Raw genomic sequence first — 23,429 nt, 5'->3', positions numbered from 1 at the left:
CATTCCTCATGCGTCAGCCGCCGCCACGGGGCGGCCGGGCGCGACGGGGGCCGGGCGCGCCGGTCGAGCAGGGAGGAAAGCCGCCATGACGGACATCGCCGCCGCGGGCGATCCCGCGCGCCAGGAATTGCTTCGCGTCGCCGAGGAGGCGCTCGGGCGACTGGCGCCGGACCTGCCGCCGGCGGCCCTGCAACTCCTGCACCATCTCTATGCCGGCGTGCCCACCGCCGAGCTGGCGGCCCTGCCGGCCGAGGCGATGGCCGCCGCTGCCGCCAGCCTCTTCGCCCTGGCGCGCAGCCGGCCGCCGGGGACGGCACGGGTCCGGGTGCTGCCGCCCGGGCCGGGCCGCGGGCCGCATGCGGTGGCCGAGATCGTCACCGACGACATGCCCTTCCTGGTCGACAGCGCCCTGGGCGCGCTCGCCCGCCACGGGCGCGTCGTCCGGCAGCTGCTGCATCCCGTGCTGCGGGTGCGGCGGGATGCCGCGGGAGAACTCCTGGCCCTCGATGCGCCGGAGGGCGGCGCGGAGAGCATGATGCGCATCGCCCTTGGCGCCCTGTCGGCGGCCCTGCTGCCCGGCCAGGCGCATGCCGGCACCGATGACTGGCAGGGGCTGGAGGCGGCGCTGGCCCAGGCCATGGCCGATGTCCGGCTGGCGGTGACGGATTTCCCGGGCATGGCGGCGGCGCTGCGGCGGGCGGGGCAGGAGGTCGCGGCCGCCCCCATGGGCGCCGAGCCCGGCGGCCCGGCCTTCCTGCACTGGCTGGCAGAGGACAATTACGTCCTGCTCGGCCATCGCCGCTACGCCCTTTCCCTCGAGGGAGGCCTGGCCATCGTCGCCGCCGAGAATCTCGGCCTGCTGCGCGATCCGCGGATCCCGGTCTTCGACGTGCTGCGCGACCCGGCGCATCTGCCGCCGGCGGTGCTGGCCGCGCTCGCCGAGCCGACGCCGGTCAGCGTCGCCAAGGCGAACATGCGCAGCACCGTGCACCGGCCGCAGCATGCCGATGTGGTGGCGACGCGCATCTTCGGCCCGGACGGGCGCGTCACCGGCGGCCGGCTCTTCCTCGGCCTCTTCGCCGCGGCGGCCTACAACCGCAACCCGCGCAGCATCCCGATGCTGGCCGAGAAGGTCGGCCGCATCCTCGCCGCCGCGGGCCTCGACCCGGAGGGGCATGACGGACGGGCGCTGCGCAACATCCTCGACACCTGGCCGCGCGACGAGCTGTTCCAGGCGCCCGAGGCGGCGATCCTGGCCGGCGCCCGCCATGCCCTCGACCTGCAGATCCGGCCCCGCCCGGCGCTGGTGCTGCGGCCCGATCCCTTCGGCCGCTTCGTCTCGGCCATCGTCTGGCTGCCGCGCGACACCTTCGACACGCGGCTGCGCGAGCGCGTCGGGGCCATGCTGGCGCGGGCCTATGGCGGGCATCTCAGCGCCTTCCACATCGCCATGGGCGACGCGCCGCTCGCCCGCATCCACTACATCATCGGTACCACGCCAGGGCGCGTCCCGGCCGTCGATACGGCGGTGCTCGAGGCGGCGATCACCCAGGCGGCACGCAGCTTCCCCGATCGCCTGGCCGAGGCGCTGACCGCCGAGCGTGGCGAGGGCGGTGCGGCCGAGGCGCTGGCGCGCTGGCGGGACGCCTTTCCCGCCGCCTACCGCGAGGCCGCGACCGGCGAGCAGGGCGTCGCCGATCTCGCCCTGGCCGAGCGCGCCCTGGCGGAGGGCCGGCCGGCCGCAGCCCTCGGCCGCCCGCCGGGGACGGAGGGGCTGGTGCTGCGCCTGGCCAATCCGGGCGGCCCCCTGCCGCTGGCCGAGGCGCTGCCGCTGTTTGAGAGCCTCGATCTCCGCGCCGTCGAGGAGGTGCCGCACCGCCTCGTCGCCGCCGACGGCGCGGCCGTGGTGCTGCATGTCTTCGGCCTCGCCCCGGCGACGCCGGCCGAGCCGGGCCGGTTCCCTGCGTTGCTCGATGCGCTGGATGCGCTGCTCGCCGGACGGGCGGAGGCGGACGGTTTCAACCGGCTGGTCCTGCGCGCCGGTCTCAACTGGCGCGAATGCTGGCTGCTGCGGGCGATGTACCGTTGGCTGAAGCAGGTCGGCTTCGGCTTCTCGCAGCAGGCGGTGGAGGCGGCGCTCGCCGACCAGCCGCGGGCGGCGCGGCTGCTGCTCGACCTCTTCCATGCGCGCTTCGACCCGGAGGTTGCGACATCGGGGGGTGGCCGGGATGAGGCGGCGCTGCAGCAGGGCTGGTCGGAACTGCTGGACGCGGTGCAGAGCCCCGACGAGGACCGCATCCTCTCGCGCCTGCGCGGCCTGCTCGATGCGGTGTTGCGCACCAACTATCATCTCGACCGGCCCTGGCTGTCGCTGAAGATCGACAGCGCCGCGGCCGGCGAGATGCCGGCGCCGCGTCCCTGGCGGGAGATCTTCGTGCATTCGCCGCGGATGGAGGGCACGCATCTGCGGGCCGGGCCGGTGGCGCGCGGCGGCATCCGCTGGTCCGACCGGCGGGAGGATTTCCGCACCGAGATCCTCGGCCTGATGAAGGCGCAGCGGGTGAAGAACGTCGTCATCGTGCCGACCGGCGCGAAGGGCGGTTTCATCCTGAAGCATCCGCCGCTGGCCGCTGACCGCGAGGCCTTCATGGCCGAGGGCATCGCCTGCTACCGCACCCTGGTGCGCGGCATGCTCGATATCACCGACACCCTCGTCGAGGGCCGGATCGTGCCGCCGCCGCAGGTGGTCCGCCGCGACGGCGACGATCCCTATCTCGTCGTCGCCGCGGACAAGGGCACCGCCACCTTCTCCGACATCGCCAATGCCCTCGCCGCCGAATACGGCTTCTGGATGGACGATGCCTTCGCCAGCGGCGGCTCGGCGGGCTACGACCACAAGGGCATGGGCATCACCGCGCGCGGCGCCTGGGTGATGATCGCCCGGCATTTCGCCGAGCTCGGCCACGACATCTTCGCCGAGCCCTTCACCTGCGCCGGCGTCGGCGACATGTCGGGCGACGTCTTCGGCAACGGGCTGCTGATCAGCCGGAAGACCAGGCTCGTCGCCGCCTTCGACCATCGCCACATCTTCATCGACCCGGATCCGGACCCCGCGGCCAGCTACGCCGAGCGCGCCCGCCTCTTCGCGCTGCCGCGCTCCTCCTGGGCGGATTACGACCCGGCGCTGATCTCGCCCGGCGGCGGCGTCTTCCCGCGCAACCTGCGGAGCATCCCGCTGTCGCCGCAGATGCGGGCCCTGCTCGGCATCGAGGCCGACCGTGCCGAGCCGGCCCTGGTGATGCAGGCGATCCTGCGGGCCCCGATCGACCTGCTCTATTTCGGCGGCATCGGCACCTATGTGAAGGCCGGCGAGGAAAGCCAGGCCGAGGCCGGCGACCGCGCCAACGACGCGATCCGGGTGAATGGCGGCGAGCTGCGCGCCCGCGTCGTCGGCGAGGGCGCCAACCTCGCCGTGACCCAGGCCGGGCGCGTCGAATACGCCCGGGCCGGCGGCCGGATCGACACCGATGCGCTGGACAACGCCGCCGGCGTCTCCACCAGCGACCACGAGGTCAACATCAAGATCCTGCTCGCCGATGCCGAGCGCGAGGGGCGGCTGACCCGGATGCAGCGCGACGCGCTGCTGCGGGAGATGACGGAGGAGGTCGGCCAGCTCGTCCTGCGCGACAACGCGCAGCAGCACCTGGCGGTGAGCCTCGAGGAGCGGGCCGGGGCCGAGGCGCTGCCGGCCCAGGCGCTGCTGATGCTCCGGCTGGAAGCGGCCGGGGTGCTCGACCGCGCGGTCGCCGGCCTGCCGGATGCCGCGACGCTGCGCGCCCGCATCGCCGCCGGCGAGGCGCTGACCCGGCCGGCCATCTGCGCCCTGCTGCCGCTCGCCAAGCTCTGGCTGACCGAGGCGATCGAGGAGAGCGGCCTGGCGGAGGACCCGGTCTTCGCGCCGGTGCTGCTTGCCTATTTCCCGCGCCCGCTGCGCGAGCGCTTCCCCGATCTCATCGCCCGGCACCGGCTGCGGCGGGAGTTGGTGGCGACCGCGATCACCAACGAGGTGGCGAACCGCATCGGCTGTGCCGGGCTGGCGCGGCTCGCCGCCGAGGCCGGGCCCGTCGCGGCGACGCGCGCCGCCTGGCTGGCCGGGGAGGGGTTCGGCCTGCCCGCCGCCGCCGATGCCGCCGATGCGGCTCCGGCCCCGGCCGGGCCGAAGCTCGACCTGCTGCTCGCGCTGCGCCGGCTGCAGGAGGCCGCGGCGCAGAATCTCCTCGGCGATGCCGGCCCCATCGGCCCCAGCCTCGAGTCCCTGCGGCCCGGCCTCGCGGCGCTGCTGGCCGCGACGACGCCGGACGGCCCGGAAGCCGAGGCCTGGCGCGCCGCCGGCCTGCCGGAGCCGGCCATCGCCCTGGCGGCCTCGGCCCCGCGGCTCGCCGCGGCGCCGAGGATCCTGACCCTCGCCGCCGAGACCGGCGCGCCGGCCGAGCGGGCAGCCGCGGCCTGGGACGAGGTGGGGGCGGCCTTCCGGATCGAGGCGCTGCGCCAGGCCGCGGCGACGGCGCCCGCGCCCGGCAGCTTCGGGCCGCGCGCCCGGGCGGCGCTGCTGGAGGACCTGACCGCGGTGCAGGCGCGGCTGGCCGCGGCCCTGCTGCGGGACGCGATGCCGGATCCCGCGCCGGTCGCGCAGCTTGCCCAGGAGGCGCTGATGGATGCCGACCTGGCGGCGATCGGCGTCGCGGCCCGGGCGCTGCGGGGGCTGGGCTGAGCCCGCTGCGCCCGGCCGCGCCCGGGCCGGCGGCGAGCGGCATCCTGCCGGACCTGCTGCGTCCAGGGCTGCGCCTCGTCTTCTGCGGCAGCGCGCCGGGCCGCGCCTCGGCGGCGCGCGGTGCCTATTACGCCGGGCCCGGGAACAAATTCTGGGACATCCTGCACCGCACCGGCATCACGCCGCGCCGGCTGGCGCCACCGGAATTCCCGCTGCTCCTCGACCTCGGGATCGGCCTGACCGATCTCTGCACCACGGCCGCCGGGGCTGATAGCGAGATTCCCCCGGCCGCCTTCGACGTGGCGGCGCTGACGGCGAAGATGCGGCGCTGCCGGCCCGGCCTGCTCGCCTTTGTCGGCAAGGGCCCGGCCGCGCGGGTCCTCGGATGCCGCAGGCCGCCGCTCGGCCCGGCGCCGGGCCCCGCCGTGCTGCCGCCGCTCTTCGTGCTGCCCTCGCCCTCCGGCCGCGCCTGCGGCGCCTGGGACCCGGCGCCCTGGCAGGCGCTCGCGGCCCTGTTGCGGACCCGCCCGGCATGACGCGGCAGGCCTGGGCCTGGGCCCTCTACGACTGGGCGAACAGCGCCTTCCCGACCATGATCTCGACCTTCGTCTTCGCCACCTATTTCGCCCAGGGCATCGCCCCGGACCCGGCGACCGGCCAGGCACAGTGGGGCTGGATGCAAACGGTGGCGGGGCTCGTCATCGCGCTGCTCTCGCCGCTGCTGGGCGCGGTCGCGGATGCCGGCGGCCGGCGGCGGCGGATGCTCGCCCTCTCCACCCTGGTGATGGTGGCCGCCACGGGCGCGCTCTGGTTCGCCCGGCCGGGTCCCGGATCGACCTTGCTCGCCCTGGCCTGCGTCGGGCTGGCGACGATCGCCTTCGAACTCGGCATGGTCTTCTACAACGCGATGCTGCCGCAGGTGGCGCGGCCGGCGGCGATCGGCCGCGTCTCCGGCCTGGCCTGGGGCCTCGGCTATGCCGGCGGGCTGGCCTGCCTCGGCCTGGCCCTGCTGCTGCTGGTGCGGCCGGATCCCTCGCCCTTCGGCCTCGACCGGAGCGCGGCGGAGCATGTCCGGGCGACGGCGCTGCTGACCGCCGGCTGGATCGCGCTCTTCGCTTGGCCGGTGCTGGTGCTGCTGCCGGACCCGCCCGGCGCCCGGCCGGGGCTGCGCGCCGCCATGGTGCAGGGGCTGGCGGAAATAGCCGCCCTGCTGCGCCGCCTGCCGCGCCGCCCCGCGCTCCTGCGCTTCCTGTTGGCGCGGCTGTTCTACACGGATGGGCTGAACACGCTCTTCGTCTTCGGCGCCATCTACGCGGCCGGCGTCTTCGGCATGGGGTTGGAGGAGATCCTCCTCTTCGGCATCGCGCTCAACGTCACGGCGGGGCTGGGGGCGGCCGGCTTCGGGCTGGTCGAGGACCGCTTCGGGTCGAAGCGCACGATCCTGGTCTCGCTGGCGGCGCTGATGCTGCTCGGCGCCGGCCTTGTCCTGGCGCAGGACAAGGGAGTCTTCTGGGGGCTGGCCCTGGTGCTCGGCCTGTTCCTCGGCCCGTCCCAGGCGGCGAGCCGGACGCTCATGGCCCGGCTGGCGCCGCCCGAGGAAGTCACGGCGCATTTCGGCCTCTTCGCCCTCAGCGGGCGCATCACCGGCTTCATCGGTCCCTGGGCCCTGGCGGCGGTCACGGCGGCCACCGCCAGCCAGCGCGCCGGGATGGCGACGGTGCCGGTCTTCCTGGCGGCGGGGGCGGCCCTGCTCGCCGGCGTGCGGGAGCCGAGGCGGGGCTGAGCTGAGCGCCCCGGCACCCTACATCCCGCCGTAGAGATAGGGCGGCATCGGCTGGGTGCTGTCGACCACGCCCCTCACCCCCGGCACCTGCTCGGCCAGCACCTTCAGGCCGCGCTTGACCTGATCGGTGGTCATGAAGCCGTGGAACTCCACGATGCCATCCTTCACCTCGACCAGGGTGTAGAAGCTGTCGATCCAGGGCTGCTTGCGCATGGCGGCCAGCACCGCCTGCCGGATGCGCTCATCCGAGAGCTCGCCGCCCGCCTCGTTTTTCGGCGGCGCGACCAGGGCGCGCAGCAGGTCGGCGCGGGAGACGATGCCGCGCAGCCGGCCATCCTCCAGCACCAGCACGCGGCGGATGCCCTTCTCCTCCATGAGATGCGCGATATGCGCGGCGGTGTCCGAGCCGCTGACCGAGACCAGGTCCGTGGTCATGATCTCCTCGGCCGTGCTGCCATGCGTCCGCGCATAGCGCTCGGCCTGCTCGCCCGGGTCGGAGAAGAGGCTGCGCAGCCAGCCCTGCGGCTGGTCCTCCTCGCCGGCGAGCCGGCGGATGAGGTCGGCCTCGGTCACCACGCCGACCACCTTGCCGCCCTTGTCCACCACCGGCACGGCGGAGATGCCGCGCTCGGCGAGCAGGCGGGCCACCGCGATCACGGGCGTCGCCGGCGGCACGGTGACGACATCGGCGGTCATGAGGTCGAGAGCGGTGAGTGGCGTCATGGCATCCTCCTCGGCGGGCATCGCAAGGCTGCGCCACGTCCGCTGCCGCTGCCTTGCGCCAGCGCAACTCATGGCGGTTGCGGGAGTTCGCGCCCTGCGGCGGTCCGGCCGCCATCACCGCATGAGGTAGCGCTCGCCTCGTTCCGCAAGTGATGTTAACATCTCGGTGATGCGCGCCGTCCCGGCTCTCCTCGTCTGGTGCCTGCTGCTGTCCGGCTGCGGCGATACGCTCTGGGGCGAACTGCTGCCGCAGCCGAGCACCGAATTCGAGGCCGAGCCCTCCGGCAGCACGCTGCGCCTCATCCGCCGCGGTCGCGCCAGCGACGCCGCCCTGGTGCAGGAGACCGGGGACCGTCGCCTCTGGCGGACCGCCGGCAACCAGGTGGTCGAGACCGATGGCGGCCGCATCGTCGCCACCGCGGGCTTTCCCGAGATGCTGGCCGCGACCCGCTTCGACGGGCCGGACCCGCTCGCCGACCCGGCGGCGCTGCTCACGCATTCCGCCGCCGCCCGGCGCATGGTCGATCTGATGCGCTCGAACCGGAAGCCGGAGGGCATGCGCTTCGGGATCCAGATCGAGTGCCGGCTGCGGGCCGAGCCGACCGAGGATGCCGCGGTGCTGCTGGTGACGGAGCGCTGCCGGGCCGAAGGGGCCGGCCGGTTCACCAATCTGTTCTGGGTGTCTGCCGAGAGCGGCGCCGTGCTGCAGGCGACGCAATGGGTCGGTCCCGAGGCACCGATGCTGACGGTGGAATTCCCGCTGCCGCGGCTTGCGGGCGGCGCGCCGGCGGGATCATCCGCCGGACCCTGACGGCGCAACGGCGTCATCGCGCCAGCTCAGCCCCGCCCGCCGCACCCGCCTGGCGACCAGCGCCAGCCACAGGAGCTGAACCAGCAGCGCCGGCAGCACGACGAGCGGCTTGCCGTTCGGCGGCAGCCGCAGGAACAGCAGCGCGAGCGCCGCGTGGAAGGCGGCGAAGCCCCAATGCGTGGCGGCGACGAGGCGCGTGTCCATGCCCGCCCGCTGCGCCATCTGGTAGAGATGCGAACGGTGCGGCGCGCCGACCTTGTCGCCCATCGCGGCCCGCCGCAGCAGGGTGAAGGCGGTGTCGAAAAGCAGCGCGAAGAGCAGCAGCGGCACGATGAGGAAGCTGAGCTGCGTCACGTCGAAGCGGCTCGCCGCGATGGCCAGGACCGCGAGCATGAAGCCGGCGAACTGGCTGCCCACATCGCCCATGAAGATGCGGGCAGGATGCAGGTTGAAGGGCAGGAAGCCGAGCAGCCCGGCAGTCAGGAAGAGCGCGGCGGCATAGACGAAGCCGCCGCCCTGCAGCGCGGCGATCGCGGTCAGCGCGGCGCAGGCGATCAGCAGCGTGCCGCCGACCAGCCCGTCCAGCCCGTCCATGAAGTTCACCGCATTGGTGCAGCCGAGGATCCAGAAGATCGTCAGCAGCGTGCCGGCCAGCCCGAGCTCGACCGGGCCGACATAGGGGATGGCGAGGCGGCTGACGGCGAGCCCGCTCGCCACCGCGACCAGGGCCGCCGCGAGCTGCGCGCCGAAGCGCAGCCGGGCGGAGAGGCCGCGCATGTCGTCGACCAGCGCCACGGCGGCGATGGCCACCGCGGCCAGGATGACGCCGAGGAAGGGCCGTTCGGCGATGCGCGCCTGGTCGGCGACCCGGTAGAGCACCAGCATGCCGGCGATGAAGGCGAGCACGACGCCGACCCCGCCGCCGCGCGGCGTCGGCCGGACATGCGCGCTCCGATGGTTCGGGTGGTCGAGGATCGGAAAGGCGATCATCAGCCGCACCGTGGCGGCGGAGAGCAGGGCCAGCCCGCAGGCGAAGACCAGATGCTGGAAAAGGGCGGCTGACGTCATGGCGGGCCGGGGTGTGGCCGATGCCCGGCCCGGCTGCAAGCTCAGTGCAGGAAGCCGAGATAGCCCCGCGCCAGCGCATCCGCCCGCCCGTCCCGCGTCACCTCCCAGAGCGGGTTGTCGACCACCAGCCGCTGCCCGCCGTCGCGGACGACCGGCCGGATCACCGCGCCGGCGCGCGCCGCCGTATCAGGCCCGAACAATTGCAGCGGGAAGCGCAGGTAGATGCCCTTGTCGAAGCTGCCCTCGCCGAACTGGCTGAAGGGCACGGTGGTGAAGGTGGCGAAGGCGCCGACCTCGATGCCGCTGTCGAAGCGCCGGCCGAGCTCGATCGTGCCGCCCCAGTCCCCGGCCAGGTAGCGCCCGGCTCGCAGCACGGCGTAGAGGTTCCACAGCGGCAGGTCGGCGTAGAGCGAGGCATGGCCGGTCGCCACCGTGTAGCCGAGCGCGGCGAAGCGCTGCCGGTATTCCCGCTGCGCCACCCAGGCGAGGTCGAGGCCGATGGCGATCGGCCGGTCCATGGGCCGCCACAGCACCTCGCCGGAGACGCCCTGGTACATCGGCTCCAGCAGCCCGCCGGTGATGCGGGCGAACCAGTCGGGCGCCAGGGTCCAGATCCGCTCGGCATAGAGGGTGGGGATCGAGGTCTTGCCCTCCCGCGCGTAGCGGGCGATGTCGCTGCGGACATGCGGCAGCTCGCTGTTCGAGGGCTTGCCGTCGTCGAGATTGCCGAGCACCGCCTGGGCCAGGCTGCCGGCCAGCGCGACGCCCTCGCCGAGCCCGTAGCGGGCGCCGGCCACCAGCCCGGCCTGCCAGCGGACCGCCTGGCCGGGATCGCCGAGCTGCAGCGCCAGCCGCGGCTCGATCGCCCAGGACAGGCCCGGCGCGCCCAGGCTGCCCGGGAAGGACCGGTCCGTTGCCGGATGCAGGCTGGCCGTGGCCAGGACCTCCTCGGCGCTGCCGCGGCCCGTCGCGCCGGCCTCGATCGCCTCCCGCAGCACGACCAGGCGGGCCACCGGCGCGCCGGCGCGGTGCCAGAGCACCTCGATCCGCTCGACCTCCGGCGGCAGGTTGGGCTGGACGGCGCGGACCACGCGCCCCGCCGTCTGGGCCAGGGTGGGGAAGCGGCCGCCCTCCACCGCGATCCTCGCCTCCGCCCCGTCGAGCTCGATGCCGAGCGGCCGGAACCCCGCCGCCCGCAGGGCCGGCGCGATCGCCCCCGCATCGCCCTGCGCCGGGCGCGGCGCCAGGGCGGGCGGCGGCGGGCGCGGCGCCTCCGGCGGCCGCGCCGGATCGAGGCGGAGCGAGAGACGGACCAGCAGGTCCGTGCCATGGACGAAATGCAGCCCGGCATCGAGCCAGGGATTGGGCTGCCATTGCAGGCCGAAATTGAGGCGCGACCGGGCCTCGCCGCGCAGGGTGTCGGTCCGGGCCGGATAGTCGCCGCGCTCGTCGCGCAGCGCGTCACCCGACCACTCGATCTTCGCCCGCAGCCCCTCGACCGCGCCATAGGGGGTCGGGATCTCGGGCAGGGACCATTCGAGGCCGCCGAAGAGCGCCACCTCCTCGCCCCGGAACCAGGTCCCATAGGCCGGCGTCCCGCCCTCGCCGACATCGCGCGAGCGGGTCTTGTAGCGGCCGGAGAGGAGGCGGAAGGGGTTGGGCATGTCCTTGCCCGTGCCGAGCCGGCCCCAGCCCATGCCGAGGCTGACATCGACCGGGCCGAAGCGCTTCGAGGCGACGAGGTACTCCCCGCCATAGAGGCCGGTGCCGATCGCGTCCTGCAGCCCGACCGCGAGGGCCGGGCGCCAGGCATTCTCCGTCCAGAGCTGCAGCTTGAGATCGAAGGCCCGGTCGTTCGTCATGCCGCGGCCTCGCGTGGCATCGAGGCGGTCGGTCAGGCGGAAGGTGGTCTCGAGGAAGGGCAGGGTCTGGAAGCCGAGGAACCAGTATTGCCGCTGATGCCGCAGCGCCGCCCCGGCCTCGAGCGTGCCATCGGGCCGGAAGCGGGCGTTGCGCATCTCGATCAGCCCGACGCCGCCGAGGTCGCTGCCCGCCGCCGGCACCTCCTGCGCCGGGGCCGGGCGGGCCCAGGCGCAGGCCAGCAGCGCGGCCAGCATGCGGCGGCGCCATCGCTGCCTGCGATGCGTCATCGCCGTCCCGTGCCGCCGCGCATGGGGACTATTTCGATCCCGACCGGACGATCACCGCCAGCGCCGCCGAGGACAGCGCCACCTGCGACAGCACCTGCGTCACGTCCCGCAGGAATCCCCAGGTCTCGTAGGGGGAGGGGTCCTGCGGCACCACCACCGTGCTGCCGGGCGGGATCGGCGGCCCGCCCGACAGCCAGCCGCCCAGCCCCGCCGGGGCGGACTGGCCGTTCGGCAGCACGACGAAGGCGCGGTCGCCATCGGCGAAGCGCTGCTCGCCGCCCGCGCCGCGGACATAGTCGCCGGCCTTCCAGCCCGTGGCGAATTGCAGGCTGCCCGGGTTCAGCACCGCGCCGACCACCGTCACCTCGTTCGGCCGCTTCGGCATCGCCACCAGGTCGCCCGGCTCCATCAGCACGTCGAGGTCGGGACGGCCGGCCAGGACGACGGGATTCGCCTCCACCACCATCCGCCCGGCCGCGCGCGTCTGCCGCAGCGAGGTCGCCAGGGCCTGGCCCGCCTGGATCGCGCCGGAGAGGTCGGTCGAGCCGCGCATCCCGGCGACGGCCTGGCCGGCGGCGACCTGCATCAACCCCTGCTCGAGCTCGCGGGCGGTGCGCTGGAATCCCTCCTGCTGGCGCTGGCGGACGCTCTCGCGGCTGAAGACGGCGCCGTAGGGATAGGCCTGGGCGGTCAGCCCGCCGGCCCGGGCGATGACCTCGGACAGCCGCTCGCCACGGCGGATGTCGTAGACGCCGGGGCGGACGAACTCCCCGACCAGCGTCACCGGCCCCGTATCGCGGTCGCCGAAGCCGCGCGGCAGCCGCACCGCGTCGCGCGGCGAGAGGCGAACGGCGGCGAAATTGCGCGAGCGCAGGTCGATGAGGGTGCGCGAGAGCGGCAGGGTGGCGGCCTGCTCGGCCGGCTCCCGCGCCAGCTCGACCGAGGCCAGGTCCGGCTTTAGGTATCAACCACACCTCACGCCCTCGGGCGGATTGGCCGCTAACCCCTTATAATCGCTCCCGTTTTGCGGGAGCGCCTACGATGAACGAGTTCGTCCTACCCGGCCTGGTGGAGCGCCGGGCGATGCTGGCCGGCGAGCTGGAGACGGCGCGGGCACGGCTGGACCGGCTCTATGCCGACTTGGCGGCGGTGGACGCGGTGATCCGGCAGTTGGACCCGGCCTATCCGGTGGACGATATCCAGATGCGGCAGGCGCGCTCGCCGATGCTGGGCGTGCTGAAGGACATGAGCCGGTCGGTGCTGGGGATGCTGCGCGAGGCCGGCGGGCCGATGACGATTGCGGCCCTGGCGGATCAGGTGATGGAGGAACGGGCGCTGGACGCGGCCAGCCCGGCGTTGCGGTCGGCGGTGGTGGAGAGCATCGGCAGGGCTATTCGGCATCAGCGGGACCGAGGCGTGATCCGGCAGAACGGCAAGCAGGGGCGGGCGAGGCTGTGGGAGGTGGCGGAGTAGGTGCCAGAAACTGCTGCACGTCGGCTTCTCATTGAACCGCGCTTCGTTCTCGTCACGGCCAAGGTCGCAGGAGGCGTCGTTGGAAGCGTTCCATCCGGGATGCACTTTCCGGCTTGGACGCCTCGCGCCTACGATCCATTCGATGGCACCTCCAGTTGGGTATGTGGCATATATCGATGAAGCGGGAGACGATGGCGTAAAGCGCGTGCGTCCCCTCGATCCGGTCGGTGGAACCGAATGGTTCACCATTGGTGCCTTCGTAGTGGAGGCGCAGGTTAACTCTCAGCCTCGAGAGTGGCTTAGCCGTATTTTAACTGATATGCGAGCAAAGCAACGGAAAGACTTGCATTTTGCCGAGCTTTCCCCGGAAAGACGGCAAGCGGTTTCCGATTTCATGTCCGGCTTGCCCGCCCGTTACTTTGTTGGGATTTCGCATAAGCCAAGCCTTCGAGGCTATCGCAACGAGCGCGCAGAACGAATTGCCAAGCAAAATTGGTTTTATAACTGGATGGCGCGTCTGCTCTTGGAACAGGTTACAAAATATTGCCGTGGGCATGCCATGCGGAAGTATGGTGAACCAAGAACGGTTCGGGTCGAGTTCTCAACTCGCGGTGGGCATCGCTACTCGCGGACCTTGGATTACCTCGCCCGCATTCAACTCCAAAGCGCCAACAACCGCCTACATCTGAAAGCTGGCGATCTTGCCTGGGATATGGTGGATCTCTCTCAAATCGTAAGCTTCCCACATGCAAACCGGCCGGGACTTCAGCTTGCGGATGTCGTTGCTAGTGCCTTCTATCAAGCGTTGCCAGAGACGCCCATAATCGGACAACAGGTGAGGGTAGGCCGACCGTCATACGCACAAGTGCTTAAGCCCCGCATCGCCGAAGGTCCAAACGGCAAGCACTTCGGACGTGGTGTGTTCCTGTGGCCAGTAGATGGGCTTCACCGCATCAGCGACGAACAGCGCTCCATCTTTGAGTTTTACGGTGCCCAACGCCCGAGAAAGGCGGCGGGCATCCCGGCCCCTTAAAGCCCAAACCGCTTGGTAGGTTACCTCATGGGGGCAACCGTCAGTTCAGGTGCTGCCCTAGCGGGCAACGCGGGTGGCTCCGGAGACGCCCACCTGAGAATGTATAGCGAATTCTGGAAGCAATTTCAATGGCTTGTAAGCCATTGATAGGACTCGTTTTTGGCAGACCCAGGTCCGATCAAGGCGTTTTTCCAGATACGGTGGCCTGGTGATGCCTCATGCCAACCACGCCCTAGGAAGCGGTGGCATCGCAGCCCTAGGCTCGCCGCATCCATGCCGCATCAACCAATTGCGTTTCGAGAACATCATGATATCATTGTGATTAAGCACTAATTAGGTTGCATGTCATGAGCCAGGCCGCACGTCCGCTTGCGTTGGTCGTTGATGATGAAGCTCTGCTCGGCCTGATGGCCGGCGATCTCCTAAGTGAGGCTGGCTTCGACACCCTCTATGCGGCCGGCGAGGCCGAGGCGCTGCACCGCGCATCCATGGCGCCGATCGACGTGGCGATCGTGGAGCTTTGGCTGAACGGCAGCCTGGCGGGGCAACGGGTCATCCGCGCTCTGCGGGAGATGCGCCCCGCTCTGCCGATCGTCGTCATCACGGGTTTTCCCGGGGAGGCGCCGCAGGCTGACCTGCGTGGCCTTGGTGGCCCGATCGCGCGGCTGGAAAAGCCGTTCGGCTATGCGGAGCTGCCAGACGTCGCGCGCGCCGTGATGGACCGAGCGGCGCGGGAACTCCCGGCCCTGGACCGGCGAAACACCCGCCAGCCCATCGCCAACTCGACAAGTCCGATCGCGCTACGAGGCCAGTGGCTGCCACCCCGGTAGAAACTCGGGGTACTGGACAGACGAGACGATCACGGCGCGCTCGACGACGGGCGCGCCGCCGGACGGGAAGCGGGTCACGGTGCCGATCGTGTAGGCATCGGTGATGATGGACTTCGGGCCGAACAGCGGCACTGTGAAAACCGGCCCTACATCGGCGGGCACGTCCGCTCGGCCGATCAGGCGCTTCTCGCCGAATTCGTCTAAATACACCTTCATTTTATCCCCGTTTTCCACCTCAGGGTGTGGGTATCACGGAAATGAGGGTTCGTAATAGCAATGATTCGTGTGCGGTAGGTTGCCGCGAGCGACGCGGGCCGGGCGTCGGCGCGTAGCCTAGGTGTCAAGAGGCGAACTTTGCCTTTACGAAACATAATCTATAGCTTAATTACGACAAAGGATCATAAACGAGAGGGATTGCAGATGCCGGCGGTCTCGCGGTGTCAGTTTTTTGGATACGTGAAGGTCGAGATCGTCGCCCGCAAGCAGCGGCAATGGGCGTGGACCGTTTGCCGAGATGTGGGCGATACGACCATCATCACCGCTACCAGGGCATACCGGCACCCTGACGATGCCTGGCAGGCCGGGCGGAAGGTGCTGCGCGCGTTGGAGCAGGGCGCTTCGCTCAAACAGGCCAGCGAGCTTAGCCAAGCGGCCTAACCGGAGGTGTGTAGGGCGGCCGGCATCTGCCGACCTAGGCCGCCTTTATGCCTGCCTCGCCCTTCTCCAAAGCTGCCAGTGCGTTCCTCCCGGCTTCCCACGCACTCTCGGCGCAGAAGAGGGGCGTTTGAGCTGACATGACCGGGGTGTGAGTGTCGTCTCGGCATACGGACCAAATCCATCGCCTTGGGTGATGCGATACAACCTCAACCCTGACGTAACCAAAGAACTTGCGTTCTGCTATTGAGGCCATTGGATCTACCCTGCCGGACGGGATCAACTCGCATGGGAAGGTGGCCGAGCATTTACCGGGACGGGCAAAATGTTCTTGCTTTGTTCGGATGGTCTGCCAGCCTTAACGGCATGCCCCGCTCCCGCCGCATCCTCCCGCCTACCACCATCGACGCCGCGATGGAGGCAGCCGGGGAGTGCCGCAAGCTCTGCGTGCAGGTGCTAACCGAGGCGCCGATCGGCGGCCCGGCTTACAAGGCCGCCGGCGAGGTGATGGATGCGATCGACAAGCTGGCCGAGGCGCTTACCGGCGAGCGGAAGCGGTTCTGGCTCAAGCCGCACGGCGGATCGTTTCCGGGGATACCGGGGCGATAAAGCGCACTTGTCGCAAGAGTAGGGCTAAGTCAGAATCAGAAAGGTGAGCGGCGGGCTTTCGCCCGCCGCCCTAGTTCGAAGATGGGGTGACCGGCACGATCACTTGCCCTTCTTCGGCTTCCGGATGGTCTCCACGGTCGCGGTAGCTTTCCGCGCCGTGGCGGCCTTCACGGTCATGAACCGGCCGGACTTTGCACTCCGGCCGATCTGAATCTTCTTGTTGGACAACAACATCACCCCCTTTCAGGGCCGGCTTGGCCCCGGCGCTAGGCTCCGCCTGCCGCCGTCAGGGTGTGGGTCGCGTCGAGACACAATTAGGGGTTGCTTCCTGATTCGCCCAATTGAATCCTATGGCTAAGGTCGTGGGCCGGTAATCTTCCTGCGACTAGGCCCGACCGCGCTGCCAGTACCCGGCCCACACCCGCGACACCGGATGCCCGAGCGCCGCAGCCGCCGCGAGGCTGTGCAGCGTCCCGTTCGAGCGGCGGCGGGTATCCTCCCGCCACGCCATCTCGCGGGCATAGGCGCCGAGGTACTTGCCGCTGATGTGGTGGTGCTGGCCCCACTCGGCCCGGCGCAGGCGGGAGAAGTAGCTTTCCGCTTGGTTCGTGCAGGCGCCGTCGTCCGAGAAGGCGAGTTGGTGGTTAATGCGCTTGGTCTCGAACCGGGCGTGCAGCGCATCCCAGGAACCGGCCTCGTCGGCATAGACGGTGCTGCCAGGGGCAACACGCTCCCGGATCGTCGGGATGGCTTGGTCCTCCGAGCGGAACACGAAGGGCAGCGTCCGGCCGCCGCGCTCACGCATCACCACCACGACCTGGCGCTTGCCGGTCTGGTTCTCGGCCAGCCGGCGGTCCTTGCGGTCCTCCTTCCGGTTCTCCTGCCGCACCGTGCCGCCGAAGTACGCGCCATCCACCTCGACATGACCCGAGAGGGTGGTGTCGGCCTGGCCCGAGCCGATGGCCTCGCGCAGCTTATGGGCCAGCACGAAGGCGGTCTTGTATTGCACGTCCAGATCACGGCCGAGCTGGAGGGCGGACAGCCCCTTGGCCGCGTTCACGAAGATGGCGATGGCAACGAGGTACTGGCGGATCGGCATCTTGCGGCTGGCGAAGATGGTCCCGCTCGTCACCGAGAACTGGTGATTGCACGCCTTGCACTTCCAGATGCGGCGCACCGTGTAGGCATAGACCGCCATGCAGCCGCAGCGCGGGCAAACCGGCTCGCCACCCGTCGCAGCCCACCGGATCGCCACGAAGGCCGCGTGCGCCTCGTCGTCGCTCATGCGGCAGATGGCCGTGAGGGAGAGGGTGCGGGCCTTGGCGGAAAGCAGGAAGTGTTGGGCCATTGCCATCGTATCCAATGCCTATGCACCGATTATGATGGCAATGCGCCTTGCTGACAACGACAAACGCACCGGATATGATGGCATACGCCATCGTGAGGGATGTGGATTTGGCAGAGACGGAGACGGCCGACACCGCCGAGTGGCAGGCGCGGGCGAAGGGGCTGCTGAAGGCCGAGCTGAAGCGGCGGAACGTCACCTATGCCCAGCTCGTGGAGCGCCTGGCCGCCATCGGCGTGAAGGAGACCGAGCCGAATATCCGCAACAAGATCGCCAGGGGCGGGTTTACCGCTGTGTTCTTGTTGCAGGTGATGGTGGCAGTGGGGGCGAAGGAGGTGAGGCTGGACTGATGCGGAGCCTCGCCACCGCCACGGCCGTTGCCATTATTGCTGCGGCGCTCTCTCCAATCTCATCCGCACAATCCCCAGAACGAGCCGGGGAAACCCAATCGCGCCCACCCGTAGAACGTGAAGGTGAGCGGGATGCCCACCAAAGCGAGCAGCCAGCCAGATCGCTTTCGCTCCCGGTTCGGATCATCGAAGATCCTGTAGAGGCCGAGCGCGCCGAAGAACGCGCACAGCGCACCGAGCAACATGAGGCCGACGATCTCGTGGCCCAGCAACGGGCGGCTATTGCCGCAGAGCGTGCTGCTGATGCGGCCAATGATCAGGTCAACATCGCTTGGGTACAGACGGTCCTTGCCGGCGTAGGCACCGTCGCGTTGTTCTGGACGCTCCTGTTGACCCGCCGCTCGGTGAAAGAGGCTGGTAGAAGCGCCGACGCCGCTGCTGCGGCTGTGCAAGCCGCAGATCGTACGGCCGAGAAGCAACTTCGGGCCTATGTCGGCATAGAGCGGATCACAATCTACAATGTCGTAGCAGGGAGGCAACCGACCGTCGAAATCGAGATTACGAACTTTGGCCAGACACCAGCGCGACGCCTCACAGCTTGGACGGAAATTGAGGTGCTGGCATTCAACGAAGTCAACTTTCTGGTCAACGACACAAAAGAAAGCCCTCGACAGACATTGCAGCCCACCGCAAAGATTACCATTGAAAGTAAAAAAGACGATACGCTGACCAAAACTGAACTTGAAAACATTAGCTCGAATTTCCAAAAAACTTATTGCTTTGGAAGAATTCAATATTGGGATGTATTCGACGTCGAGCGAAACGTCATTTTCAGACATGAGACGATCAACAACTCTGCGCCCGTGACCGGGCGAAGCATGCCCTTGTCCGCTGAAGGCAATGAGGCAGATTAGAAGAAGATTCCAAATCAAGCGTATACCATTCCGTCGCGCCACATAAGGAGGGCGTATTGACGTGCGGCCATTGCCACCTGCCCTCGTGGCCGTTGCCCGCGTGTTCGTTTGCATGGCGGGTCGCTGCTCACATGGGAGCCGCTCCAGCTAATCGAGGTATGATGCCCACCAACGTCGCGGCGCCACCACTCACGCCGATCACCCACCCCAAAAGCACCAGCCAAACAGGGCCTATGAAGTGAAACGTGAGGCCCGCGATCGCCAAGCCGCCAAGGCAAAGGACGCCAGCGAGGAACGTCATAGGAAGCGAGAGTATATCTACTGGTGGGCGAGCGGCGTTACGGCCTCCCTGGCAACCGCTGCCACTGGTGCAGCCGCCCTGTTCGCTTGGTGGGCCTACGACGCGGCTATGAGCAGCCTCACCGAAGCCCGCAACCAGGTGAAAGCCGCCGAAGAAGCCAACAGGATCAGCTCCAACGCCCTGGCGGCTACCGTCTCGGCCTCCGTCCAAGCCGGCAGGCCCGAGTTCGTCTTGGACCTCGCCGGGGACGGAAATGAGCGGGTCATTGTTCGGGTGCCGCTGATAAATGACGGCGGCACGGCCACGCGTCGCCTCGTCTACTCGATGGGATGCTCGCCCTTCCTCGACGAGCCCGCCGACCCCTTCAACAAGACCGTCCTGGCGCAGAACGGCCAGATTGCGATCAGGCTGGCGCCGAAGGAACGTCTCGCCATCATCGCCTGCCGCATCAACCTGTCGCAGTGGATCAGTTTCACGCAGATACGCGATGGCCGATACAAAAAGGGCGGGTTCGCCGTGTTCGGCCGAGCCCGCTATGCCGACACGCTCAATCCCGAGCAAACCCACCGGATCGAGTTCTGCACTACGCTCCAGAACCTCGACTACATCGACCGCAACTTCACGCGCCGCCCCGCTGCCGACTTCTACGAATGCAGAAGCCACAACTGCGAGGATGACGACTGCCCTGCCGACGATCCGCCGCCCAGCCAAAACTAGCGCGCGCATCACGTCACCAACCCCAACCAAAAGACGATGCCAAAGCCGTGTGGTGTCGTTGATCCACAAGGCCGGCCAGGTCGGCGGTGTCGGTCGCGCCGCCGGCCGCCGCGAGCACGGCGTCGAGGCCAGTGTCGTCGAGGATGGGGTAGAGGCCGGGCTGCCGGACCTCGCCGGTCAGCAGCACGCTCTGGTCGAGCAGGAAGGGCAGCAGCGTCGGATAGTCGAGATAGACCTGCGGGCAGGGCAGCAGGCCGAGATCCGGGAAGCCGGCGGCCCGCGCATGCGCGAAGCGCTGGGAGGAGGATTGCGCCGCGACGGCGAGCTGGACCAGCGCGGCGCAGGTCACCGGCGCCGGCTGCGGCGCGGCGCCCGCCGGATTGGCCGCTCCCGCCCCGGCCAGCGTCCCGCCCGGCATGCCGGAGGCGGCGGCCAGCGGCTGGCCGGCGATCGGGCCGGCCGCGACGCCCGGCGCGGGGCCGGCGAGCTGGCCCGGCTGCACCGCCTGGCCCGCATCCGGCGCATCGCCGCGGATCGCCTGCTGCACGCCGGGGCTGGCGAGGAAGAGCACGTCCGCCAAGCCGAGCAGGATCACCTCATCGCCCTCGGCGAGCGGCATGTCGGCCTGGCCCTGCAGCACGCGGCCGAGATCGAAGGTGAGGAAGCGCCGCGTCCGGTTGCGCTGGTCGGTGCGCCAGATCACGCCGAGCCGGGCATAGGGATCGGCCCGCACCAGCCGGGGATCGGCGAGCAGTCCGCGCAGGGTCTGCGCCCGCCCGCCGGCGGAGCGCAGCACCGGCGCCACCACATGGCCGGCCAGCCGCAGATCCTGGGCGAGGACGTCCGAGCCCGGCTCGACCCGCAGCGAATCGCCGCGGCGCAGCGCGTCGCGCGGCCCGATCTCGCGCAGGCTGCGCCGCCCCTCGGCATCGGTGGTCTGCAGCAGGAAGCGGTTGCCGGAGGGCCGCAGCGGCTCGCCCGCCAGCCGCAGCACCGTGGCGAGCGGCGCCTGGCCGAGCCCGGCGGGAAGCTCGTAGATGCCGGGCCGCGTCACCTCGCCGCTGATCGCCACCACCCCGCCGAGCGGCGGGACCAGGATGCGCTCGCCCTCCTGCAGCCGCAGGTCGGGCGGCGTGCCCTCGCCGGCGATGACCGGATAGAGGTCGATGGTCCGGCGGGTGTTGGCGCCCTCGATCCGGATGGCCCGCAGCGAGCCGGTGCGGCGGACGCCGCCGGCGGCGACCAGCGCATCCAGCACCGAGGCCATGGAGGTGAGGGGCTGCAGCCCCGGCCGCGCCACCTCGCCGCCGACGAAGATGGCGATCTGCCGCACCTGGCCGATCGAGACGAAGACCTCCGACCCGCCCAGCTCGCGCAGCGACCGCGCCTCGAGATCGGCGCGCAATTCGCGCAGCGTCCGGCCCGCCGCCGGCACCGGGGCGAGGTCCGGCACCAGCAGCATGCCGTCGCGTCCGACGCGCAGGCTCATGGTCTGTCGCGCCCGGCCGCGGAAGGCGAGCACCACCTCGTCGTCGCGGCCGAGCAGGTAGTCGGCCGGCAGGGCGCCGAAGCCGAGGCCCATCGGCTGGCCCGCCGGCATGCCGCGCAGGCTGTCATAGCCGAATTGCCGCAGCGGCGCGGCCGGGCAGGGCGCCGCCTGGCAGGCCTGGCCGACGCCGCGCGCGGCGAAGAAGGTCTCGGCGGGGGAGGCGGGCTCGTCCGGCGGTGGTGCCGGCGCTACTGGCATAGCCGTGGCCAGTGGGATCGCCGGGGCGGGGATGGCCGCCGTCACCGGCCGGCCGGCGCCGGCATCGAGGAGCCGCTGCAGGATGTCCTGCTGCGTCGCCTGCGGCAGGTTGGGCAGCGGCAGGCCGCCCGGCAGGGCGGAGGGGAGCGATGGGGGGGAGAGGAAGGCGCCCGGCGTGACCGTCTGCGCCGCCGCCGGCGGTACGGCCGGTGGGGCGGACTGCATCGCCACTGCGACCGACAGGGCCGCCCGCAGCAGGCGGTGGCGAAGGCGGCGTTCCAGTCTGTTCCCCCTGTCGGATGCAGGCCGACACAATCACTAAAGGTTGAAGTCGTATTAAATCATCGCTAGTCGTGCGTCTAATGGAATGTTGCGAGGTCCTGCTTGGCCGGCTGGACGCGGCGCGGCGCCTGGGCCTGCGGCCGGTGCTGCTGGCGGGCTGGCATCGCCATGCCGGGCGAAGGCTGGCCGCCTGGCGGCTCGCCGATGCCGCGATGCCGGCCGATGGCCTCCTGCCCGGGCCGCGACCGGCCCTGCCGCCGCCCGCCGGCCTGCCGGCCGCCCATTGGGCGCGGCTGCTCGACCGCGCCGGCGACGTGGTGGCTGGCGATTGGCACGGACCGTTTCCCGCCGAGGCGCCGGCCCTTGCCCTCGACCTCTTCCGCCATGGCGACATCCGCCCGGTCTGGGAGCGGAATCGCTGGGCCGAGCTGCCGCTTCTCGCCCAGGCGGCGCGGCTCGCGCCCGGCGCCGGCCATCCCGCGCGGCTGGAGGCGCTGCTGCGCGACTGGGCCAGGCGCAACCCGCCCTTCCGCGGCCCGAACTGGGCCTGCGGCCAGGAGGCGGCGCTGCGTGTGCTGCACCTGGCCCTGGGCCTCGCCCTGCTCGGCACCGAGACCCGGCTCTCGCCCAGCCTGCGGGCGGTGCTGGCGCTGCATGGCCGCCGCATCGCCGCGACCGGCGCCTATGCGCTGGCGCAGGACAACAACCACACCGTTTCCGAGCCCGCCGGGCTGCTGGTCTGCGGCCTGCTCCTCGGCGAGGCCGGCTGGACGCGGCGGGGGGCGGCCGGGCTGGAGGCGGCGCTTGGCCGCCTGGTCTCGCCGGACGGGGCCTTCGCCCAGTGCTCGACCGGCTATCACCGGCTGCTGCTGGACGTGCTCGCCGTGACCGAATGGCTGCGCCGCCGGCTCGGCGGGCCGCCGCTCGGCGCCCGGGCCGCCGGGCGCGCCGCGGCGGCGACGGGCTGGCTGCACCGCCTGGTGGACCCGGCGACCGGCGCCATGCCGCGTCTCGGGCATCAGGATGGCTCCGCCTTCGCCGATCTCGCCCTGGCCGGGCCGGCGGATGCGCGGCCGAGCCTGGAGCGGGCGGCGCGGCTCTTCGGCGGCGGCTCGGCCGGCTTCGCCGCGGAGCCGGGCTGCGCCTGGCTCGGCCTCGCGGCAGGCCCGGCCCTCGCCGCGCCGCCGGCCCGCTGGGTGGTGGAAGGGTTGCGGGGATGGCAGGCCAGCGGGACGCGCTGCCTGCTGCGCACCGGGCCGCTGCGCTTCCGGCCGGGCCAGGCCGACCTGCTGCATTGCGAGGTCTGGGTGGGCGCGCTGCCGCTGCTGCCGGACGGCGGCACCGGCGCCTACAACCCGCCACCCGAGTCCGCCTGGTGGCACGCCTATTTCTCCGGGACGGCGGCGCACAACACCATCGCCTTCGATGGCGAGGACCAGATGCCGCGGCTCTCCCGCTTCCTCTTCGCGCGCTGGCCGCGGACCGGCCTGCTGCCGGACGGCGCCTGGCTGCGCGACTGGCGGGGCCGCCGGCATGAGCGCCGCATCCGCGCCGAGGGCCGCGGCTGGGTGGTGGAGGACCGGCTGGGCGGCCCCTACCGCGAGGCGGTGCTGCGCTGGCGCCTCGCGCCCGGCGAGTGGCGCCTCCGGCCCGATGGGGTCGAGGGCGAGCGGGCGCGCCTCAGGATCGCCGCGGATGGCCCGCTGCGCTGCGGGCTGGAGCCCGGCTGGGAGAGCCCAGATTACGGCCGCGTGCGCCCGGCGCCGGTGCTGGCGGCGCGCTTCGGCGGCGAGACGCGCCGGCTGGCGACGCGGATCGAGCTGATTCCGATTCCGCATTGAAGTTTTTGCGATATCGCCACAATATTT

Annotated in this window: 21 protein-coding genes; 13 read left to right on the top strand and 8 right to left on the bottom strand. The window is 71.0% G+C overall.

Features of this window, described 5'->3' with window-relative positions; genetic code table 11:
- The first annotated feature begins 85 nt into the window (after positions 1–85).
- From HJG45_RS14375 to HJG45_RS14365, 3 genes are read left to right on the top strand one after another with little or no spacing between them, the layout of a single operon-like run.
- On the top strand, positions 86–4,771 hold the full coding sequence (locus tag HJG45_RS14375) for an NAD-glutamate dehydrogenase (protein ID WP_171612801.1): 4,686 nt from the start codon (positions 86–88) through the stop codon (positions 4,769–4,771).
- Positions 4,768–5,307 carry a mismatch-specific DNA-glycosylase gene (locus HJG45_RS14370; RefSeq protein ID WP_368040594.1) on the top strand — a complete coding sequence of 180 codons (540 nt, stop codon included), beginning with the start codon at positions 4,768–4,770 and terminating at the stop codon, positions 5,305–5,307. The genes HJG45_RS14375 and HJG45_RS14370 overlap by 4 nt, the downstream gene beginning before the upstream one ends.
- Positions 5,304–6,554 carry an MFS transporter gene (locus HJG45_RS14365; RefSeq protein WP_171612800.1) on the top strand — a complete coding sequence of 417 codons (1,251 nt, stop codon included), beginning with the start codon at positions 5,304–5,306 and terminating at the stop codon, positions 6,552–6,554. The genes HJG45_RS14370 and HJG45_RS14365 overlap by 4 nt, the downstream gene beginning before the upstream one ends.
- A gap of 18 nt (positions 6,555–6,572) precedes the next feature.
- Here HJG45_RS14365 and HJG45_RS14360 read toward each other — a convergent pair whose 3' ends face one another.
- Positions 6,573–7,277, bottom strand: coding sequence for a CBS domain-containing protein (locus tag HJG45_RS14360; RefSeq protein WP_254452510.1), 705 nt, complete (start codon positions 7,275–7,277; stop codon positions 6,573–6,575).
- A 169-nt stretch (positions 7,278–7,446) separates the two neighbouring features.
- On the opposite strand from HJG45_RS14360, the gene HJG45_RS14355 reads away from it, so the two are divergent.
- Positions 7,447–8,088 carry a YjbF family lipoprotein gene (locus HJG45_RS14355; RefSeq protein ID WP_171612799.1) on the top strand — a complete coding sequence of 214 codons (642 nt, stop codon included), beginning with the start codon at positions 7,447–7,449 and terminating at the stop codon, positions 8,086–8,088.
- On the opposite strand, the gene HJG45_RS14350 is transcribed toward HJG45_RS14355, so the two are convergent.
- The 3 genes from HJG45_RS14350 to HJG45_RS14340 form a co-directional block, all read right to left on the bottom strand.
- Complete coding sequence (locus HJG45_RS14350) at positions 8,071–9,156, bottom strand: glycosyltransferase family 4 protein (protein WP_171612798.1); 1,086 nt, start codon at positions 9,154–9,156, stop codon at positions 8,071–8,073. The two genes, HJG45_RS14355 and HJG45_RS14350, sit on opposite strands and share 18 nt — an antisense overlap.
- A 41-nt stretch (positions 9,157–9,197) precedes the next feature.
- Positions 9,198–11,273 carry a YjbH domain-containing protein gene (locus HJG45_RS14345; RefSeq protein WP_171612797.1) on the bottom strand — a complete coding sequence of 692 codons (2,076 nt, stop codon included), beginning with the start codon at positions 11,271–11,273 and terminating at the stop codon, positions 9,198–9,200.
- 61 nt (positions 11,274–11,334) lie between these two features.
- Positions 11,335–12,132: an SLBB domain-containing protein gene (locus HJG45_RS14340; protein WP_368040589.1), complete on the bottom strand. Its 798-nt coding sequence runs from the start codon at positions 12,130–12,132 to the stop codon at positions 11,335–11,337.
- Between the two features lie 215 nt (positions 12,133–12,347).
- Between HJG45_RS14340 and HJG45_RS14335 the strand changes: the two genes are divergently transcribed.
- From HJG45_RS14335 to HJG45_RS14325, 3 genes are all read left to right on the top strand, one after another.
- Positions 12,348–12,779 (top strand): hypothetical protein, encoded by a 432-nt coding sequence (locus tag HJG45_RS14335; RefSeq protein WP_171612796.1) that lies wholly within the window; start codon positions 12,348–12,350, stop codon positions 12,777–12,779.
- A 163-nt stretch (positions 12,780–12,942) separates the two neighbouring features.
- Positions 12,943–13,812, top strand: coding sequence for a DUF3800 domain-containing protein (locus tag HJG45_RS14330; protein ID WP_171612795.1), 870 nt, complete (start codon positions 12,943–12,945; stop codon positions 13,810–13,812).
- 347 nt (positions 13,813–14,159) lie between these two features.
- Entirely contained in the window at positions 14,160–14,642 is a 483-nt protein-coding gene (locus HJG45_RS14325; RefSeq protein ID WP_171612794.1) for a response regulator, read from the top strand.
- Here the strand turns inward: HJG45_RS14325 and HJG45_RS14320 are convergent.
- Entirely contained in the window at positions 14,613–14,858 is a 246-nt protein-coding gene (locus tag HJG45_RS14320; protein WP_171612793.1) for a hypothetical protein, read from the bottom strand. The two genes, HJG45_RS14325 and HJG45_RS14320, sit on opposite strands and share 30 nt — an antisense overlap.
- A 240-nt stretch (positions 14,859–15,098) precedes the next feature.
- On the opposite strand from HJG45_RS14320, the gene HJG45_RS14315 reads away from it, so the two are divergent.
- Both HJG45_RS14315 and HJG45_RS14310 read left to right on the top strand, forming a co-directional pair.
- A complete protein-coding gene (locus HJG45_RS14315) occupies positions 15,099–15,299 on the top strand; it encodes a hypothetical protein (RefSeq protein ID WP_171612792.1) in 201 nt (66 codons plus the stop codon).
- 363 nt (positions 15,300–15,662) lie between these two features.
- Positions 15,663–15,905: a hypothetical protein gene (locus tag HJG45_RS14310; RefSeq protein WP_171612791.1), complete on the top strand. Its 243-nt coding sequence runs from the start codon at positions 15,663–15,665 to the stop codon at positions 15,903–15,905.
- A gap of 99 nt (positions 15,906–16,004) precedes the next feature.
- On the opposite strand, the gene HJG45_RS29225 is transcribed toward HJG45_RS14310, so the two are convergent.
- The gene (locus tag HJG45_RS29225; protein WP_302479757.1) at positions 16,005–16,133 is read right to left on the bottom strand and encodes a hypothetical protein; all 129 of its coding nucleotides are present in this window, start codon (positions 16,131–16,133) and stop codon (positions 16,005–16,007) included.
- A 157-nt stretch (positions 16,134–16,290) separates the two neighbouring features.
- Complete coding sequence (locus tag HJG45_RS14305) at positions 16,291–17,253, bottom strand: IS1595 family transposase (RefSeq protein WP_171612790.1); 963 nt, start codon at positions 17,251–17,253, stop codon at positions 16,291–16,293.
- A gap of 107 nt (positions 17,254–17,360) precedes the next feature.
- Here HJG45_RS14305 and HJG45_RS14300 point away from each other — a divergent pair, with 107 nt between their 5' ends.
- The 3 genes from HJG45_RS14300 to HJG45_RS14290 all read left to right on the top strand — a co-directional run bounded on the left by HJG45_RS14300 (position 17,361) and on the right by HJG45_RS14290 (position 19,532).
- Entirely contained in the window at positions 17,361–17,600 is a 240-nt protein-coding gene (locus HJG45_RS14300) for a DUF6471 domain-containing protein (protein WP_171612789.1), read from the top strand.
- Positions 17,600–18,514 carry a hypothetical protein gene (locus HJG45_RS14295; RefSeq protein WP_171612788.1) on the top strand — a complete coding sequence of 305 codons (915 nt, stop codon included), beginning with the start codon at positions 17,600–17,602 and terminating at the stop codon, positions 18,512–18,514. The genes HJG45_RS14300 and HJG45_RS14295 overlap by 1 nt, the downstream gene beginning before the upstream one ends.
- A 409-nt stretch (positions 18,515–18,923) precedes the next feature.
- Positions 18,924–19,532 (top strand): hypothetical protein, encoded by a 609-nt coding sequence (locus HJG45_RS14290; RefSeq protein WP_171612787.1) that lies wholly within the window; start codon positions 18,924–18,926, stop codon positions 19,530–19,532.
- Between the two features lie 13 nt (positions 19,533–19,545).
- Here HJG45_RS14290 and HJG45_RS14285 read toward each other — a convergent pair whose 3' ends face one another.
- Complete coding sequence (locus HJG45_RS14285) at positions 19,546–21,504, bottom strand: SLBB domain-containing protein (protein ID WP_171612786.1); 1,959 nt, start codon at positions 21,502–21,504, stop codon at positions 19,546–19,548.
- A 137-nt stretch (positions 21,505–21,641) separates the two neighbouring features.
- Here HJG45_RS14285 and HJG45_RS14280 point away from each other — a divergent pair, with 137 nt between their 5' ends.
- Positions 21,642–23,402 carry a heparinase II/III-family protein gene (locus tag HJG45_RS14280; RefSeq protein WP_171612876.1) on the top strand — a complete coding sequence of 587 codons (1,761 nt, stop codon included), beginning with the start codon at positions 21,642–21,644 and terminating at the stop codon, positions 23,400–23,402.
- Positions 23,403–23,429: the final 27 nt, after the last annotated feature.

The organism is Roseicella sp. DB1501, assembly GCF_013112485.1.
Taxonomy (GTDB): domain Bacteria; phylum Pseudomonadota; class Alphaproteobacteria; order Acetobacterales; family Acetobacteraceae; genus Paracraurococcus.
The sequence above is the reverse complement of the archived record's forward strand: the minus strand, read 5'-3'. Positions and strand labels throughout refer to the sequence as shown.

Excerpts from the sequence above, each read along its gene's own strand:
- HJG45_RS14375 (WP_171612801.1), top strand. The coding sequence starts at position 86 with ATGACGGACATCGCCGCCGCGGGCGATCCCGCGCGCCAGGAATTGCTT.
- HJG45_RS14365 (WP_171612800.1), top strand. The coding sequence starts at position 5,304 with ATGACGCGGCAGGCCTGGGCCTGGGCCCTCTACGACTGGGCGAACAGC.
- HJG45_RS14360 (WP_254452510.1), bottom strand. The coding sequence starts at position 7,277 with ATGACGCCACTCACCGCTCTCGACCTCATGACCGCCGATGTCGTCACC.
- HJG45_RS14355 (WP_171612799.1), top strand. The coding sequence starts at position 7,447 with ATGCGCGCCGTCCCGGCTCTCCTCGTCTGGTGCCTGCTGCTGTCCGGC.
- HJG45_RS14350 (WP_171612798.1), bottom strand. The coding sequence starts at position 9,156 with ATGACGTCAGCCGCCCTTTTCCAGCATCTGGTCTTCGCCTGCGGGCTG.
- HJG45_RS14345 (WP_171612797.1), bottom strand. The coding sequence starts at position 11,273 with ATGCTGGCCGCGCTGCTGGCCTGCGCCTGGGCCCGCCCGGCCCCGGCG.
- HJG45_RS14335 (WP_171612796.1), top strand. The coding sequence starts at position 12,348 with ATGAACGAGTTCGTCCTACCCGGCCTGGTGGAGCGCCGGGCGATGCTG.
- HJG45_RS14325 (WP_171612794.1), top strand. The coding sequence starts at position 14,160 with ATGAGCCAGGCCGCACGTCCGCTTGCGTTGGTCGTTGATGATGAAGCT.
- HJG45_RS14320 (WP_171612793.1), bottom strand. The coding sequence starts at position 14,858 with ATGAAGGTGTATTTAGACGAATTCGGCGAGAAGCGCCTGATCGGCCGA.
- HJG45_RS14310 (WP_171612791.1), top strand. The coding sequence starts at position 15,663 with ATGCCCCGCTCCCGCCGCATCCTCCCGCCTACCACCATCGACGCCGCG.
- HJG45_RS14305 (WP_171612790.1), bottom strand. The coding sequence starts at position 17,253 with ATGGCCCAACACTTCCTGCTTTCCGCCAAGGCCCGCACCCTCTCCCTC.
- HJG45_RS14295 (WP_171612788.1), top strand. The coding sequence starts at position 17,600 with ATGCGGAGCCTCGCCACCGCCACGGCCGTTGCCATTATTGCTGCGGCG.
- HJG45_RS14290 (WP_171612787.1), top strand. The coding sequence starts at position 18,924 with ATGAGCAGCCTCACCGAAGCCCGCAACCAGGTGAAAGCCGCCGAAGAA.
- HJG45_RS14285 (WP_171612786.1), bottom strand. The coding sequence starts at position 21,504 with ATGCAGTCCGCCCCACCGGCCGTACCGCCGGCGGCGGCGCAGACGGTC.
- HJG45_RS14280 (WP_171612876.1), top strand. The coding sequence starts at position 21,642 with ATGGAATGTTGCGAGGTCCTGCTTGGCCGGCTGGACGCGGCGCGGCGC.